The organism is Methylorubrum rhodesianum (assembly GCF_014199985.1).
Classification (GTDB): domain Bacteria; phylum Pseudomonadota; class Alphaproteobacteria; order Rhizobiales; family Beijerinckiaceae; genus Methylobacterium; species Methylobacterium rhodesianum.
Window position 1 is genome coordinate 1 of record NZ_JACHOS010000033.1, and the last position, 17,115, is coordinate 17,115.

General features: G+C 70.8%; 9 protein-coding genes. 3 read left to right on the top strand and 6 right to left on the bottom strand.

Translation table 11 applies throughout. The features are described from left to right. The 3 genes from HNR01_RS26835 to HNR01_RS26845 all read left to right on the top strand — a co-directional run. The coding region (locus HNR01_RS26835; protein WP_183670962.1) for a UDP binding domain-containing protein at nt 1-426 on the top strand (426 nt) is incomplete at its 5' end. Between the two features lie 519 nt (nt 427-945). After that, a complete protein-coding gene (locus HNR01_RS26840; protein ID WP_183670964.1) occupies nt 946-8,352 on the top strand; it encodes a type I polyketide synthase in 7,407 nt (2,468 codons plus the stop codon). Beyond that, on the top strand, nt 8,349-9,719 hold the full coding sequence (locus tag HNR01_RS26845) for an aminotransferase class I/II-fold pyridoxal phosphate-dependent enzyme (protein WP_183670966.1): 1,371 nt from the start codon (nt 8,349-8,351) through the stop codon (nt 9,717-9,719). Before HNR01_RS26840 ends, HNR01_RS26845 begins: the two co-directional genes overlap by 4 nt. A gap of 169 nt (nt 9,720-9,888) precedes the next feature. On the opposite strand, the gene HNR01_RS26850 is transcribed toward HNR01_RS26845, so the two are convergent. The 6 genes from HNR01_RS26850 to hpnA all read right to left on the bottom strand — a co-directional run bounded on the left by HNR01_RS26850 (nt 9,889) and on the right by hpnA (nt 16,830). Further along, complete coding sequence (locus HNR01_RS26850) at nt 9,889-10,560, bottom strand: polyamine aminopropyltransferase (protein ID WP_183670968.1); 672 nt, start codon at nt 10,558-10,560, stop codon at nt 9,889-9,891. A gap of 151 nt (nt 10,561-10,711) precedes the next feature. After that, the gene (gene shc, locus HNR01_RS26855; protein WP_183670970.1) at nt 10,712-12,715 is read right to left on the bottom strand and encodes a squalene--hopene cyclase; all 2,004 of its coding nucleotides are present in this window, start codon (nt 12,713-12,715) and stop codon (nt 10,712-10,714) included. A gap of 44 nt (nt 12,716-12,759) precedes the next feature. Continuing rightward, the gene (hpnE, locus tag HNR01_RS26860; RefSeq protein WP_017485297.1) at nt 12,760-14,061 is read right to left on the bottom strand and encodes a hydroxysqualene dehydroxylase HpnE; all 1,302 of its coding nucleotides are present in this window, start codon (nt 14,059-14,061) and stop codon (nt 12,760-12,762) included. Then, complete coding sequence (gene hpnD, locus HNR01_RS26865; protein ID WP_183670972.1) at nt 14,061-14,912, bottom strand: presqualene diphosphate synthase HpnD; 852 nt, start codon at nt 14,910-14,912, stop codon at nt 14,061-14,063. The genes hpnE and hpnD overlap by 1 nt, the downstream gene beginning before the upstream one ends. Then, complete coding sequence (gene hpnC / locus HNR01_RS26870) at nt 14,909-15,808, bottom strand: squalene synthase HpnC (RefSeq protein WP_183670974.1); 900 nt, start codon at nt 15,806-15,808, stop codon at nt 14,909-14,911. The genes hpnD and hpnC overlap by 4 nt, the downstream gene beginning before the upstream one ends. Then, the gene (gene hpnA / locus HNR01_RS26875) at nt 15,805-16,830 is read right to left on the bottom strand and encodes a hopanoid-associated sugar epimerase (RefSeq protein WP_183670976.1); all 1,026 of its coding nucleotides are present in this window, start codon (nt 16,828-16,830) and stop codon (nt 15,805-15,807) included. Before hpnA ends, hpnC begins: the two co-directional genes overlap by 4 nt. Nucleotides 16,831-17,115: the final 285 nt, after the last annotated feature.

A 17,115-nucleotide genomic window follows, 5' to 3' on the forward strand; every position in this document is an offset into this window, starting at 1 on the left:
CAGCGCAAGCGGGCGATGGCGCGCAAGGTGATCGCGGCCTGCGGCGGTTCGGTGCGGGGCAAGCGGGTGGCGCTCTTGGGCCTGACGTTCAAGCCGAACACGGACGACATGCGCGACGCGCCGTCGCTGTCGATCATCGCGGGCTTGCAGGATGCGGGCGCGCGGATCGTGGCCTACGACCCGGAAGGGATGGAGCAGGCGCGGCCGCTTCTGCAGGGGGTGGCGTACGCCGAGGACGCCTATGCCTGCGCGGAAGGGGCGGATGCGCTGGTGATCGTGACGGAGTGGAACGCGTTCCGGGCGCTGGATCTGGCCCGGCTGAAGGCGCTGATGGCCGCGCCCGTCCTCGTCGACCTGCGCAACGTCTACGCTCCCGCAGAGGTCGAGCGCCACGGCTTCGACTATTCCGGCATCGGAATTGCTTGATTACAGCCTTCGATCCGCCGCGCATTCGACGTTCGTGTCGGAGCCGTCTCATCTGTCGTATCGGAGCGCCACAACTTTCAAGCGCAACAACACGACAGCTCCCGCCGAAATCGATTTCATGAGAAGAGCGAAAACGACTCTCTGAAACCTAGCGCAATATTCGCACGGCCTTCACCACTCCAATGGCAGAATGGTGGCAATTTTCGAACTCATCCTGATGTTCACGACTGATATTTGTTGTTTTCGGCATTTCGCCGCTTTTCGGCCATCAACGATTCACTGATGAATACGTGCCACACAATCTCCCAATCTCTCTGGATTAAGGGAGAGGTTGCAGCCAAGCGGGTTGGACGGTCCTATCGGTCAGACTAAGAGTGCCTCTTAAAACCTCCGGTCGTCGGCCGCCCGCCCCAGGCGCCGCGGACAAGCCCGAGGGTTCACGAGACATTCGCGGTGCGGGCGGAACGCCGGCACCGAACGGACCACCGGTCCCTGCTTCAAGAGCGTAAACGGATCGACGTGACAAACCGCAAGAACATCGCGATCGTCGGCCGCGCCTGCCGCCTGCCCGGGGCTCAAAACGTCGAGGGGCTGTGGCAGCTCCTGACGGAGGCGCGCTGCGCCGTCTCGCGCATTCCCGAGGACCGCTGGTCGCTTCAGGCGTTCGGCCATCCGCGGGCGCAGGAGCGGGGCAAGAGCTACACCTGGGCCGCGGGCGTGCTCGACGACATCTGGTCGTTCGATCCGGGCGTGTTCGGCATCTCGCCGCGCGAGGCGGAGCAGATGGACCCGCAGCAGCGCATGCTGCTGGAACTGACCTGGGAGGCGTTCGAGGATGCGGGCCTGCGCCCGTCGAGCGTCGCGGGCAGCCATATCGGCGTCTTCGTCGGCGCCTCCGCCCTCGATTACGGCAACCTGCGCATCCTCGACCCGTCCTCGGGTGACGCCTACGCGGCCACCGGCAACACGCTCTCGATCATCTCGAACCGCATCTCCTACATCTACGACCTGAAGGGCCCGAGCTTCACCCTCGACACCGCCTGCTCGTCCTCGCTGGTCGCGCTCAACGCGGCGATCGCGGCGATCGAGGCGGGACAGGTCGACACCGCCGTGGTGGCGGGCGCCAACATCCTGGCGAGCCCGTTCAACTTCATCTCCTTCTCGAACGCGCAGATGCTCTCGCGCACCGGCCTGTGCCAGGCGTTCTCGTCGAGCGCCGACGGCTACGTGCGCGCCGAGGGCGGCGTGGTGCTGATCCTGCAATCGGCCGAGGCCGCCGCCCGCAGCGGCCGGACGGTGCGCGGCGTCATCGCGGCGAGCGGCGTCAACTCGGACGGGCGCACCACCGGCATCTCGCTCCCTTCCGGCCACGCGCAGGGCGCGCTGCTGGAGCAGGTCTACCGCGAGGCCGAGATCGACCTCGACCGCATCGCCTTCGTCGAGGCGCACGGCACCGGCACGCCGGTCGGCGATCCGATCGAGGCGGGCGCCATCGGCTCCAAGCTCGGCAAGCCGCGGCAGGCTCCGCTGCCGATCGGCTCGATCAAGACCAATATCGGCCATACCGAGCCGACCTCGGGCCTTGCCGGCCTCCTGAAGGCCAGTCTCGCGCTTGAACACGATCTGCTGCCGCCCTCGCTGCACGCGCCCGAGTTGAACCCCGAGATCCCGTTCGAGGCGCTGAAGCTCGCCGTCAACCGCGCGCCGCTGGCCCTCACCCGCTCGAGCACCGAGCGCTTCGCCGGCGTGAACTCCTTCGGCTTCGGCGGCACCAACGCCCACGTCGTGCTCACCGATCCGGCCCCGGTCGCCGCCAACGGCGAGACGGGTCGCGCCCCCGAGATCCTGCTTCTCTCCGCCCAGAGCCGCGCGGCGCTGAACGATCTCGCCCTCGACTACGCCGCCCGCCTCGACGGCGCCGCGCCGGAGGACGCCGCCCGCGTCGCGGCCGCCGCCTTCCACCGCCGCGAGCGGCTCTCGACGCGGCTGGCCCTGCCGATCGCGTCCGGCACCGATGTCCCCGCCGCCCTGCGTGCGCTGGCCGAGGGCGAGGAGAGCGAGGTGGCGGTCGTCGGCACTGCGGTCGAGCGCAACGCCGAGGTCGCCTTCGTCTATTCCGGCAACGGCAGCCAGTGGGTCGGCATGGGCCGCGAGGCCTATGAGGAGAGCGCGACCTTCCGCGCCCGCTTCGATCAGGCCGACAAGCTCTTCGCAAAGCTCTCGGGCTGGTCGCTGAAGGAGGCGATGTTCGCCGAGGATCTCGATGCGCGCCTGTCCCTCACCCGCGTCTCGCAACCGCTGATCTTCGCGATCCAGAGCGCCTCGACTGCGGCCCTGCGCGCCAAGGGCCTCAGCCCCCGCTACGTCCTCGGCCACAGCGTCGGCGAGATCGCCGCGGCGGAGGCCGCCGGCATCCTGAGCCTCGAACAGGCGGTGCGGGTCATCTTCTTCCGCAGCAAGCACCAGGAATCGACCCGCGGCTTCGGCACCATGGCGGTGCTGCTCGGGCCGGTCGAGGAGATGGAGGAGTTTCTCGCCGACTATCCCAGCCTCGACATCGCCGCCTACAACAGCCCCAAGGCGATCACCGTGGCCGGCCCGGAGGCCGATATCGAGGCCGCGATGAAGGCGCTGGCGCGCAAGCGCCGCCGCGGGCGCAAGCTCGACCTCGAATACCCCTTCCACGGCCGCCTGATGGACCCGACCGAGCGTCCGCTGCTGCGCGACCTCGACGGGCTGAAGGCCTCGGCCGGCCACACCGCCATGGTCTCGACGGTGACGGGCACGGTGCTGTCCGGTGACCAGTTCGGTGCCGGCTACTGGTGGCGCAACATCCGCGAGCCGGTGCGCTTCTGCGAGGCGCTGCAGGAGGCGACCCGGCAGGGTGCCCGCGTCTTCGTCGAGGTCGGCCCGCGCGCGACCCTGCTGCCGCATATCGGCGACGCCATCGAGCCGCTGGCCATCGAGGTCGCCTCGGTCGGCGTGATGCACCGCAAGCCCGTCGGGGGCGATCCGATCGCCAAGGCGGTCGCCGCCGCCCTCGTCGCCGGAGCCGCCGTCGATGAGGCGCGCCTGTTCGGCGCCGATCCGGCCGGCATCGTCGCCCTGCCGCTCTATCCCTGGCAGCGCCGCCCCTTCCGCCTGGCCGAGACGACAGAAGGCGCGGGCGCCGCGCCGCGGCCCTACCACCCGCTCGCCGGCAACCGGCTCGCGCCCGACGGCCTCGAATGGCACGGCCATCTCGACGCGGCGCTGGTGCCCGAGCTCGACGACCACCGCATCGACGGCCAGGTGATCCTGCCCGGCGCGGCCTTCGTCGAGATGGCGCTGCACGTCGCCCGTCAGGCGCTCCGGACGGACGCCGTGACACTCGCCGACGTCGAGATCCTGTCGCCGATGGTCTTCGCGGAGGATTCCCTGCGCGAGGTACTGGTGCGCCTGTCCGGCTCCGGCAACCAGATCCAGATCCTCAGCCGCCCGCGCCTGACCCCGACGCCGTGGCAACTGCACGCCTCGGCCAAGATCATCGAGGGTGATTTTCCGACGCCCGCGTCGCGCGATCTCGCGATCCCGGCCGAGCATGCGATCACGGGCGACGCGCTCTACCGCCGGGCGCTCGCCTCCGGCCTCGGCTTCGGCGAGAACTTCCGCCAGGTCGCGGCCTCGGCCCGCATCGACGAGACCACCATCGTCTCCGAGCTGATCCCGGCCGAGGCCGACGCGCGCTACGGCCTCGTGCCCGCGCGCCTCGATTCCTGCTTCCACGGCCTGATCCTGCTCTTCGCCGAGCTGATGGGCGAGGGCGCCACCAAGGCCTACGTGCCCGTCCGCTTCGGCGAGGTGCGCCTGCTGCGCCCCGGCGCCGCGATCGCCCGCGCCGAGATCCGCACCCGTCGCTGCAACGAGCGCTCGATCCTGGCCGACTTCACCCTCACGGACGCCGAGGGCGAGGTGATCGCCACGATCCGCGAGGGCCGCTTCCAGGCCCTGCGCGCCCGCAGCGGCAGCGATCTCGACGCCTACGCCATCACCCAAGGGGTGGAGCGTGCCACCGAGCCGACCGCCCTGCCGCTGGAGCGGCGCCCGAGCGTGGCCGAGCGCCTGCGCCCGAGCCTCGCGGCCGCGACCGCACCGGATACCGCCGAGCTCGGCCCGGGCCACCTGCTGCTGGAGGGCTGGGCCACGGCACTCGCCTACCGGCTGGCCGAGGGCCTGTCCGAGACGGGCCGGGTGATCCTCGATGGCCGCCTGCCCGAGGCGCTGCATCCTTGGGCGACCAACGCCCTCTACGCCCTGGAGAGCAGCGGCCTCGCGACGCTCGACAAGGGCGTCTGGCGCCTGCGCCGCGACGTGAGCCTGCCCGCGCCCGAAGAGACCATGCGCTGGATCGCGGCCGATCATCCGGAACTGGCCGCGGAACTGGTGCTCCTCGCCGACACCACCGCCCTCGTCGGGCGGATCGTGGCCGGCGAGCGGGTGAGCGCGGCGAGCCTGCCGCCGGCCGCACTCGATGCCTTCCACCTGCGCGGCGCCACCGCCCGCGCCGCCGCCGAGGTCGTCGCGAGGATCGTCGCGGAGGCGCGGGAGCGGCTGCCGTCGGATCGTGCGCTGCGCATTCTTCAGGTTGGCTTCGGTCCGCTCTCGGCCCGCGCCGCCGCCCTGGCGCGCGAGGCGGATGCCCGTCTGACCGTGCTGGAGACCGACCGGCGCCTGGCCGAACGGGCCCGCCTCGGCCTGCCCGGATCGGTCACCGTGGCCGAGGCCGCCGACGCCCTGCCGGCCGGCGCCTTCGACCTCGTTCTGGCCAGCGACGTGCTGCACCGCTCCGAACGGGCCCTCCCGGGCCAGCTCGCTGCGGCGCTCGCCTCCGGCGGCCTGCTGGTGGCGGTCGAGCCCGGCGCCTCGCTGTTCCGCGATCTCGTCTTCGGCCTCGACCCGGACTGGTTCGAGGAGGCGGTCGGCGGGATGCCGGTCTCGCGCCTCGACGACGTGACGGGCTGGCAGCGCACCTTGAGCGCCTCGGGCCTCGTGCGAGTCTCCGCCGACCGTGCCGCCTCCGCCAATGGCGACGACCTGCTGCTCGTCGCCGAGGCTCCGGTCCGCCCGGCGGTCGGCCACGGCCAGAGCTTCGCCTTCGTGGTCGGCTCCGACGACGAGTTCGGCGCCGAGACCGCCTCGTCGCTGGCGACCCTGCTGGTGGCGAGCGGCGTCCACGTCTCGATCATCCTCGATTCCGAGCAGTCGCTCCTGGAACTCGAGCGCGAGACCCCCGACACCGTGGTGTTCCTGGCCGGCGCCTTCGCCGGCGAGGGCGAGGCGGCGACGCGCCTGCGCGACCGCTGCCTCAGCCTGAAGCGCTGCGCCGAGCATCTCGGCAGCCGCCAAACCCGGCTCTGGGTCGTCGCCCCCGGCGCCACCCGCGATGCGGGCGGCGAGGCGGCCGCCGTCGAGGCCGGTGTCTGGGCCTTCAGCCGGACGCTCGCCAACGAGGCGGCCAACCTCGACGTGCGCCGGATCGACCTCGCCCCGGTCCTGTCCTCGAAGGACGCGGCCGAGCGGCTCCGCGCGCTGATCCTGTCGGGCACCGACGAGACCGAGATCGTGCTCGACGCCGACGCCACCCGGGTCGTGCGCTTCCATCCCGGCCGCACCGCGCGTGCGGGCGGCCAGGCGGCTCCGGCCGCGCGGCTGGAGCGCTCGAACACCGGCGGCCTCAACGAGATGGTCTGGGGTCCGGCCGAGCGCGCCGCCCCCGGCCCCGGTGAGGTCGAGATCGCGGTGGCCGCCACGGGCCTGAACTTCCGCGACGTGCTCTGGGCGCTCTCGATGCTCCCGGAGGAGATCCTGGAGGACGGCTTCGCCGGTCCCCGTCTCGGCCTCGAAGTCTCCGGCCGCGTCACCGCCGTCGGCGCCGGCGTGGTAGATTTCGCGGTGGGCGATTCGGTCGTCGCCTTCGCCCAGTCGGGCTTCGCCACCCACGTGGTTGTGCCCGAGATGGTCGTGGCGCCGATGCCGGCCGGGCTCGACCCGGCCGCGGCGGCGACGGTGCCGGTCGCCTTCCTCACCGCCTACTACGCGCTCTGCACCTGCGCCCGGCTGCGCAAGGGCGAGTGGCTGCTGGTCCATGGCGGCGCCGGCGGCGTGGGACTGGCCGCGCTGCAGATCGCCAAGTGGAAGGGTGCGCGGGTCATCGCCACCGCCGGCTCGCGGGAGAAGCGGGCGCTGGTCGCCGCGCTCGGCGCCGAGCACGTGCTCGATTCCCGATCGCTCGCCTTCGTGGACGACGTCCGCCGCATCACCGGTGACGGCGTCGACGTGGTGCTCAACTCGCTGTTCGGCGAGATGATGGAACGCTCGCTGAACTGCCTGCGGCCGTTCGGGCGCTTCGTGGAACTCGGCAAGCGCGACTACGTCGCCAACACCCATATCGGATTGCGGCCGTTCCGCCGGAACCTCTCCTATTTCGGCGTCGATCTCGATCAGGTGCTCCAGCACCAGGGCGAGGACGGCGCGCGGATGTTCCGCGAGGTAATGGCCCTGTTCGCCGAAGGGGGCCTGCGCCCGCTGCCCTACCAGCCGTTCGCCGCCGACGAGACGTCGGACGCCTTCCGGCTGATGCAGCAATCCGGCCATGTCGGTAAGATCGTCGTCACGCCGCCCCCGCCCGGCTCGGTTGCGCGGGTCCAGCGCAACGCCTTCACCGTCGCCGACAAGGGCGTCCACCTCGTCACAGGCGGCCTCGGCGGCTTCGGCATCGAGGCGGCGCGCTGGCTGGCCGATCGCGGCGCCAAGCGCATCGTGCTTGTCGGCCGCTCGGGCAAGCCGAACGAGGAGGGCCGCGCGGTCATCGCCGATCTCGCCAAGCAAGGCGTGAAGGTCGAGACCAAAGCCTGCGACATCACCAGCCGCCGCGCGGTCGAGGCGCTGATCGACGGGATCGAGACCCGCGGCGAGAAGCTGGCGGGCGTGATCCACGGCGCCATGGTGCTGCAGGACGGGCTGATCTCGGCGATCGAGCCGGAAACCCTGGAGGCGGTGATCGCGCCGAAGGTGATCGGGGCGCAGCACCTGGACGCCGCAACGCGCGGGCGAAAACTCGACTACTTCGTGCTGTTCTCCTCGGCCACGACCTTCATCGGCAATCCGGGCCAGGGCTCCTACGTCGCCGCCAACGGCTTCATGGAGGGGCTGGCCCGCCAGCGCCGCCGCCTCGGCCTGCCGGCGCTCGCGGTCGCCTGGGGCGCCATCGGCGATGTCGGCGTGCTCGCCCGCAACAAGGCGGTGATGGAGACGCTGTCCTCCCGCGTCGGCGTCACCCCGATGGACGCCCGTCTCTGCCTCGACCTGATGGCCGAGGCGCTGGAAGGCCAGACCGATGCCAGCGACGAGGGCGTCATCGCGATTGCCGCGATGCACTGGGGCAAGGCGCGCGAGCGTCTCGCCACCCTGCGCTCGCCGAGCTATGCCAGCCTCGGCAGCGACCAGCAGGCGGAAGCCGGCACGGTGGCCGCGATCAATATCGGGGCGCTGCTGCGGAGCCAGGACATCGACGCGGTCCGCACCACCGTGGCGGACGCCATCGTCGAGGACATCGCCCGGATCCTGCGCCTGCCCAAGGACGATATCAGCCGCGTGCGCCAGCTCTCGGAGATCGGCCTCGACTCGCTGATGGGCGTGGAGCTGGGGGCAAGCCTGCAGGAGCGCTTCGCCCTCGACGCGCCGCCGGCCGGCATCTCCTCGGGGCTGACCGTCAACGAGTTGACCGAGACCCTGATCCAGGCGGTGGCGACGCCGGTGGACGAGGCCGCGGGCGTGACCCTGACCCTCGCCTCGAAGCATGTCGGCGACCTCGATGCCGCCGCACTCACGCCGTTCAACGAACTCGTCGAGAAGAACGTCTCGGACATCAAAGAGATCTTGCAATGACCCAGCCGTCACGCCCGCAGGACGGCCGGGCCGCGCTCGCGAGCTTCGTCACCAACCGGCTCGGCCGCACCCAAGCGCGGCCCGCCCCTGCCGAGACCAAGGCGCCGCCGGCCAACGAGTCGGCCCAGGATTTCGAGAAGCTGACCGGCTACCGCGAGCTGCGCCTGCAGCGCTCGGCCGCTGACCTGATCGGCCTCGGCAACCCGTTCTTCCGGGTCCATGAGACCCGCGCCGGTGCCCAGACCCGCATCGGCGGCGAGGCCTTCTCCAACTATTCGTCCTACGACTATCTCGGCCTCAACGGGCATCCGGCGGTGAGCGGGGCAGCGCGCAAGGCGATCGAGGCCTTCGGCACCTCGGCGTCCGCGAGCCGGATCGTGGCCGGCGAGCGGCCCGGCCATCTCAAGCTGGAGCGGGCGCTGGCCGCCCATTACGGCACGGACGGCTGCGTCATCATGGTGAGCGGACACGCCACCAACGTCACCGCCATCGGCGCCATCCTGGAAGCGCCGGACGTGATCTTCCACGATGCTCTGATCCACAACAGCGTGGTGACGGGCGCGCAGCTCTCCGGGGCACAGCGCCGCTCATTCGCCCACAACGACCCCGCCGCCCTGGAGAAGCTCCTCGAGGCGACCCGGCACGAGCACCGCCGCGCGCTGATCGTAATCGAGGGCCTCTACAGCATGGACGGCGACGCGCCGGATCTGGCGGCCTTCGTCGAACTCAAGCGTCGCTACGATTGCTGGCTGATGGTGGACGATGCCCACGGGCTCGGCGTGCTGGGCCGCACCGGGGCGGGCCTGCACGAGCATTGCGGGGTCGATGCCTCCGACGTCGACATCTGGATGGGCACGCTCTCGAAGACGCTGTCGTCCTGCGGCGGCTATATCTGCGGCCCCTCGGCGCTGATCGAGTACCTGAAATGCACCGCGGGCGGCTTCGTCTACAGCGTCGGCATGTCGCCGCCGCTCGCCGCCGCGGCCGAGGCCGCGCTCTCGGTGATGCAGGCCGAGCCGGAGCGGGTGGAGCGGCTGCGCCGCAACGGCAACCAGTTCCTGGCGCTCGCCAAGAAGCATGGCCTGAACACGGGTTCGAGCCTGGGTCTGGCCGTGATCCCGATCATCGTCGGCGATTCGCTCAAAGCCGTGACGCTCTCGGACCGGCTGTTCAAGCGCGGCATCAACGTGCAGCCGATCATCCATCCGGCGGTGCCGGAACGCTCCTCGCGCCTGCGCTTCTTCATGACCTCCGAGCACACGCCGGAGCAGATCGCGCAGACGGTGACCACGGTGGCGGAAGAGCTGTCGGCGCTGGAGACCGGCGCGACGCTGATCGAGCAGCTGATGGCCCGCCGGGGGGCGTAGCTCGCTCCCTTACCCTCCCCTCCTCTGCGGGGAGGATGCCTCGCGGATGCGAGGCGGGAGAGGGGCCGGCTCCGAACGGTCCGGAAGCCGCGCTCCCCTCACCCGATCCCTTCGGGGGCCACCCTCTCCCGCGGAGGGGAGCGTGTGATGCGCGGCCCGCATCTCGGCCTCAGCCTCGCCCGGCCAGCCAGATCACGTGCCGAGCCCCGCGCTTGCCGCGCGCCCGTGTCGCCACTTCCTCCACCGCGAACCCCGCTTGGCCCAACCGCCGCGTGAAGGCCGCGTCGGGATGGGCCGACCACACCGCCAGCACCCCGCGGGGGCGGAGCGCCGCACGGGCGGCTCCGAGACCGGCGGCGTCGTAGAGGCGGTCGTTGTCCGTCCGGGTAAGGCCGTCGGGGCCGTTATCCACGTCGAGCAGAATCGCGTCCCAGACCGCCGGCCGCTCCCGGATCACCGCGGCGACATCGGCCTCGCGGATCGTCACGCGCGGATCGTCGAGGCTCGGGCCAGTCAGCACCGCCATCGGCCCACGCGCCCAGGCCAGGACCGCCGGCACGATCTCGGCCACCGTCACCTGCGCCGTTGCCGGCAGGCAGGCGAGCGCGGCGCGCAGGGTGAAGCCCATGCCGTAGCCGCCGATCAGCACCCGCGGCGCCCTCGCGCCGGCGATCCGCTCGGCGGAGAGCCGCGCCAGCGCCTCCTCGGAGCCGCTGAGACGGCTGTTCATCAGCTCGTTGCGGTCGAGCTGGATCGAGAACTCGGTGCCGCGGCGCATCAGGCGCAGCGTGCCCGCCTCGCCGGGGATCGGCGCGGTGTCGAGATGCTCCCAAGGGATCAACGGTCGTCTCGCAAACTCGTGGCGGTGGATACCGGCGGCGGATACCGGCCGCAGCGTGGCCAGCCTCGTCCGGCTCGCGTCTCGGCACAAACGAAAACGGCGCGGGATGCTCCCGCGCCGCCGGTCTCATGCCGGGATGAGCTCCCGAAAATCACATCCCGAACTGCACCTGCCGGCTGTTGCCCTTCTTCAGGTTGCGGAAGCGGGCCATTGCCCAGAGCGGGAAGAACTTCGGGTAGCCGTGGTAGCGAAGATAGAACACCCGCGGGAAGCCGGTCGCGGTGTAGCGCTCCTCGCTCCACAGCCCGTCCTGCCCTTGCGTGCGCAGCAGGTAGTTGACGCCGCGGGCGACCGCCGGGTCGTCCACCTCCCCCACCGCCATGAGGGCGAGCAGCGCCCAGGCCGTCTGCGAGGCGGTCGAGTAGCCCGGCTCGAATTCGGGGTTGAGCTTGTAGGAGGAGGCGTCCTCGCCCCAGCCGCCATCCGGATTCTGGATGCGGATGAGCCAGGCCACCGCCTTGCGGATCTCCGGGCTCTGCGGATCGACGCCGGCGGCGTTCAGCGCGCAGAGCACCGACCACGTGCCGTAGATGAAGTTCATGCCCCACCGGCCGTACCAGCTGCCGTCCTTCTCCTGGTCGTTGAGCAGGTAGGTCACGCCGCGGTCCAGCGCCCGGCTGGTCTCGCGGGTCTCCCCGAGCTGCGACAGCATCGAGACGACGCGGGCGGTCACGTCCGCGGTCGGCGGATCGAGCAGCGCGCCGTGATCCGAGAACGGGATGTGATTCAGGTAGTGGTGGTTGTTGTCGGCGTCGAACGCGGCCCAGCCGCCATCGGCGCTCTGCAGCCCCTCGACCCACTCGCGGGCGCGGGCGATCGAGGCCGAATAGTCCGGCATGCCGCTGACCAGCCCGTGCTGGCGCTGGGCACGGTCCATCGCCATCACGACCACGGCGGTATCGTCGAGGTCGGGATAGTGCGGGTTGGCGTACTGGAAGGCCCAGCCGCCGGGGCGCACGTTCGGCTTGGTCTCGGCCCAGTCGCCCTTGATGTCGAGGATCTGGAGCGGCTTGAGCCAGTCGAGGCCGGCGCGGGCATTGGCCTCGGCCCGGTCGCCGCCAGCCTCCAGCATGGCATGGCTCGTCAGCGCCGTGTCCCAGACCGGCGAGAGGCAGGGCTGGACATAGGCCTCGTCGTCCTTCTCGGCGACGAGCTTCTCGATCGCTTCGAGCGCGATCTTCACCTGCGGGTGATCGGGCGGATAGCCGAGCACCTCGTACATCAGCACCGAGTTGACCATCGACGGGAAGATGGCGCCGAGGCCGTCCTCGCCGTTCAGGCGCTCGGAGACCCAGGCGACCGCCTTGTCGATGGCGCGCTGGCGCGGCACCTTCGGGAAGTGGTCCTGCGTCTTCTGCAGCACCCGGTCGATCGCGCCGAAGATCGGCGTCCATGGCCAAGTGGCGTGGGGCGAGCCCGGCCAGACCCGCACCGACTCGGGCGGGGTCACGAACAGTTCGGCCACGCCGACGCCGCGCGGGTTCTTCGCCCGCGGCTTCTTGGCCTGGATCACGAACAGCGGCACCATCGTGCAGCGGGCCCAGTAGGACACCTTGTCGAGGTGGAACGGGAACCACTTCGGCAGGTGCATCACCTCCACCGGCATCACCGGCACCGCCGTCCACGGCACCTCGCCGTAGAGGGCGAGCAGGATGCGGGTGAAGACGTTGGCGTTGGCGGCACCGCCCCGCTGCAAGATCGCCTTGCGCACCGCGCGCATGTGCGGCGCCTCGATGTCGTCGCCGATCATCTTGAGGGCGAAATAGGCCTTCACCGACGCGCTCATGTCGAACGGGCCGTCATGGACCAGCGCCCAGCCGCCATGCGCCTTCGACTGCGTGCGGCGCAGGTAGTTGCCGATCTTGGCTTCTAGCCCCGGCCGCGGCTCGGTCCCGCGGAAATGGTGGAACAGGATGTACTCGGAGGGGATGGTGGCATCCGCCTCGAGTTCGAAGCAGATGTGGCCATCGGCCTGCGTCATGTCGGTGAGCGCGCGGGTGGCGCTCTGGACGCCACGCTCGACATCGTCGAGGGACACGTCGCGGGTCTTGGGACGCTGCAGCGTCTCGACCTTGCTCGCGGCCGCCTCTCGCATCGTTCTCGCCTCGCTCGACTGTCTCGATGCCGTCGTCATATCGTTCAAGCGACTCCCTGTGCCTGTGCCCGTCCGCACATGCCGGTGCGGAACAGGGCTTGCGCGGCATTCGTGCCGGATCGGATCGCGCCCTCGATGGTCGAGGGCAGCCCCGTCTCCGTCCAATCGCCGGCCAGAACCAGATTCCGGTAGCGCGTCGCTACACCGGGACGGCGCGCGGCCTCAGCGGGCGTCGCCGCAAAGGTCGCCCGCTTCTCCTTGACGATCTGCCAGCTAGGCAATTCCCGTGCAAGTCCGTTGAGTTCCGCAATCTCAACCCAGATCCGACGCGCAAGATCCTCACGGCCCTCGTCCAGCAAGTGGTCGGCACCGCTGATGGTCACCGAGAAGCGATCCGGATAGGCGAACAGCCACTCGGTCAGACCGCCGACGACGCCGAGGATCAGCGGCGCGCCCTCGGGGGGACGCACGGCGAAATGCGCGTTGACGATGGAGCGGAATTCCTGCGGCGCCGGCGTGCCGGGCAGCAGATCGGTCGCCACCCAGGGCGGAAGGGCCAGGACCACGGCGTCATCGGGCCCGACCACGGTCGGCTCGTCGGTGAAGTCGAGGCGCTCGATGCGGCCCTGCCCGAGGGTCAGCGCCCGCAGGCGGCGGCCGTAGCGGATCTCGGCGCCGCGGCTCTCGAGATAGCGCAGGGCCGGATCGACGAAGGCCGTGGACAGGCCCTCGACCGCGATGAGCGGCCGGCAGGCGCGCCCGCCGGCCCCGAGGGTCTCGCGCAGAATGGTGGCGGCAAGCCCGACATCGCTCTCGCGCGGGTCGGTGTTGAGCGCCGCGAGCAGGACCGGGCGCCAGAGCCGCTCGTAGAGCGGACCCTCGCAGGACATCCGCTCGCCGATCGTGCCGCTCTGGCCCGGCTTGTTGCCGGAGGCGGCCATCATCAGCGAGAGCGGCGCGAGATAGTCCCGCGCCCGGGTGCCCGGCACGCGCCGGCCCGCCCGCAGCACCCACCAGGGCAGACGGCCCTCGTTCGGGCGCAGGGTCCAGCGCTCGCCGGTGCGGAGATCGGCGAAGGGGAAGACAGCCTCCTCGGGACCGGTCAGGGCGTCGTCCGGCGCCCCGATCAGTTGCAGGAAGTCGAGGGACGACCGGTTGCCCGACAGGAGCAGGTGATTGCCGTTGTCGATGGTCAGCCCGAGCGAAGGGTCGAAATAGGAGCGGCAGCGTCCGCCCGCCTGCTTGGCGGCTTCGTGCAGCACGACGCGGCTGCCCGCTTCCGCCAGCGAGGCGGCCGCCGAGAGGCCGGCGAGTCCCGCGCCGACGACGTGAACCGTACCCGTCATCAGAAAATCCCGTGACGCAGAGCGACGAGGAGGAGGGAGAGCTTACCCGGCTTGACCCGCGCCCGCGGGGCCGCCCAGCCGCGCTTCACCACGGCGTCGAGGTAGAGCCGGTAGGCCGCCGCCATCAGGCGCGCCGCCTTGGTGGCCTGCCGTGGGCTGCGCTGGATGATCGCCCAGGTCTGGCGATAGTGCTCCTCCGCCTCCGCGGCGACCGCCGCGCAGACCTCGCCGAGGCGCGGATGGGCGAGCGCGCTCTGCGGCGTCGGGGTCATCAGCCCGATCTTGTGGAACTTCTCCATCGGCAGGTAGAGGCGCCCGCGCGTCGCATCCTCGTCGATGTCGCGCAGGATGTTGGTGAGCTGAAGCGCCCGGCCCTGGTGCCACGCGAGCCGGATGCCGTCCGCCTCCGGCATGCCGAAGATGCGCACCGAGAGTCGCCCGACGGCGCTCGCGACCCGGTCGCAATAGAGATCGAGCTTGGCCTCGGAAGGCGCGACGATGTCTTCTTCGGCATCCATCGCCATCCCGTCGATGACCGCCTGGAAATCCTCGCGCTTGAGCCCGAACCGGCGCATCGGCTCCTCCAGCGGCTTCACCCGCGGCGGCGGATGGCCGGCATAGAGCGCGTCGATATCGGCCCGCCAGCGGTCGAGCTCGGCCGCGCGGACCTCCCGCGCACCGCCGTCATCGGCGACGTCGTCGACGGAGCGGCAGAAGGCGTAGACGGCGTACATCGCCTCGCGCCGCTCCTTCGGCAGCAGGCGCATCGCGGTGTAGAAGGACGAGCCGGCGGCCGGCAGGGCGGGCGCCTCGGCGGTCTCACCCGCGATCGGGCTTGCGGTGGCGCTCATCGGCCGGCTCCGGCAGCGGCGGGACGGGGCGCGCGCGACCGGAACGGGCGGCGCACCAGAGTGGCGGCGATTCCGCCGAGCGCGGTGAGCGCGAAGGCGGCCTTGCCGTGATGGACCTTTTCCGAGAGCGGGTCGCGGGTCAGCAGGCCCTTGGTCAGGACGACGGCCAGCCGATGGATCGCGGCGATCTCCAGGCTGAGGCGGAAATCGTCGATCCGGTTCGGCAGCGGCGCGCCTTCCTCCAGGAGCACCAGCGTGCGCTCGGCGAGTTCGCGGATCACGGCACGAAGCTGCGGGCTCGCCCGGTCGGCGCCCAGCATCGACACGTCGGCGCCGTGCTTCCGCATCACGTCGAGGGGGATGTAGACCCGGTCGAGATTGCGGAAATCCTTGCCGCAATCCTGAAGGTGGTTGAGCACCTGCAGCGCGGCGCAGATCGCGTCCGAGGTCGGATAGACCCGCGCCGGATCCTCACCGTGCACGTCGAGGACGAAGCGCCCGACCGGCATCGCCGAGTAGCGGCAATAGTGGATCAGCTCGTCCCAATCCGCGTAGCGCGACTTGCGCGCGTCCATGCGGAAGGCGTCGAGCAGTTCGAGGGCGTGAGTCGGCGGCTGGCCATGCGCGGCCAGCTCGCGCTTGAGCGGCTCGACCGAGGGGTCGGAGCCGCCCTTGCCGGTGAGCGCGTCGGCGAGCGCGTCCAGCATCTCGATCTTGCGCTCGGGCGAGAGGCCGGTGTGATCGGCAACGTCGTCGCCCGCCCGCACGTAGTTGTAGAAGGCGAGGATCGCGCCGCGGTTGCGCGGGTGGATCAGGTGCGAGGCGACGGGAAAATTCTCGTCGTGCTGCCCCTTGCCGGTGCGGGCGTCGGTTGCGGTCTGAAGCGGGGCGCTCATTTCATGTATCCCGCCTGACGGAACCACGCGATGGCGTCCTCCAGCCCCTGGCGGTAGGGCCGCGCAGAATAGCCGAGTTCCGCCCGTGCCTTGGCGTCGGAGAAGAACATCCGGTACTTCGACATGCGCACGCCGTCGATGGTGGCGAGCGGCGCCTTGCCGGTCACCCGGGCGATCTGCTCGGACAGATAGGCGATCGGGTAGATCACCGCGTAGGGCAGCCGCGTCGTCGGCGCCTTGCGGCCGACGATGGCTGCGATGTCGGCGAGCATCTGGGCCAGCATCACGTCCTCGCCGCCGAGGATGTAGTGTTCGCCGATCCGCCCCCTGCGCAGGGCCATCAGGTGGCCGGCGGCGACGTCGTCGACATGGGCGAGGTTGAGGCCGGTATCGACGAAGGCCGGAATCTTGCCCTGCGCCGCGTCGAGGATGATGCGACCGGTCGGCGTCGGCTTGACGTCGCGGGGGCCGATCGGCGTCGAGGGATTCACGATGACGGCGGGCAGGCCGTCGCGGGCCACCATCTCGTCGACCACGCGCTCGGCCACGACCTTGCTGCGCTTGTAGGCGCCGATGGCGGTCTCCGGCGTCAGCGGCCGGGTCTCATCGGCGGGCGTGCCGTCGTCGTGCGGTTTGATGGTCGCGACGCTCGACGTGTAGACGATCCGCTCGACGCCGGCCTTCAGCGCCTCCTCCATCAGGATGCGGGTGCCGTCGCGGTTGGTGCGGACGATCCCCTCCATGTCCGGCGCCCAGAGCCGGTAATCGGCCGCGGCATGGACGAGGTAGCGCTGGCCGCGCATGGCGGAGGCCACGGCCGCCCGGTCGCGCATGTCGGCCTCGACGATCTCGACATCGGGCCAGGTGAGATTCGTGCGCGGCGAGGAGGCGCGCACGGAGATGCGCACGGAAAACCCGGCCGCGCGGAATACGTCGACCAGGGCGGCGCCGAGGAAGCCGCTGGCACCGGTGATCAGCACCGGTCCCGCCGGGAACGGGCCGCTTTGGGTCGGCTCTGTCATCGTGCTCGCGTGATTCACGGGTGATCCCGCCCACCGGTCATGGACCAGCAGGCGAGCGGAAACGCCGCTCCGTCGACGCACCCGATTCCGGGCCGGACGGCGCGGCGCTTGTCTCACTGACGACGCGGTGCGGCAAGCACCGCGTCGGATCGGATCAGGCGAGACGCAGGCGTCCGGCCCGGTTGCCCTTCTTCTCCGGCAGGGCGGCGCGGACGGCCTTGAGGATGCCCTCGGCGTCGAGGCCGGCCTCGGCGTACATCTTCTCCGGCTTGTCGTGATCCTGGT

Excerpts from the sequence above, each read along its gene's own strand:
- HNR01_RS26845 (WP_183670966.1), top strand. The coding sequence starts at position 8,349 with ATGACCCAGCCGTCACGCCCGCAGGACGGCCGGGCCGCGCTCGCGAGC.
- hpnC (WP_183670974.1), bottom strand. The coding sequence starts at position 15,808 with ATGAGCGCCCCGCTTCAGACCGCAACCGACGCCCGCACCGGCAAGGGG.
- hpnE (WP_017485297.1), bottom strand. The coding sequence starts at position 14,061 with ATGACGGGTACGGTTCACGTCGTCGGCGCGGGACTCGCCGGCCTCTCG.
- shc (WP_183670970.1), bottom strand. The coding sequence starts at position 12,715 with ATGCGAGAGGCGGCCGCGAGCAAGGTCGAGACGCTGCAGCGTCCCAAG.
- hpnA (WP_183670976.1), bottom strand. The coding sequence starts at position 16,830 with ATGACAGAGCCGACCCAAAGCGGCCCGTTCCCGGCGGGACCGGTGCTG.
- hpnD (WP_183670972.1), bottom strand. The coding sequence starts at position 14,912 with ATGAGCGCCACCGCAAGCCCGATCGCGGGTGAGACCGCCGAGGCGCCC.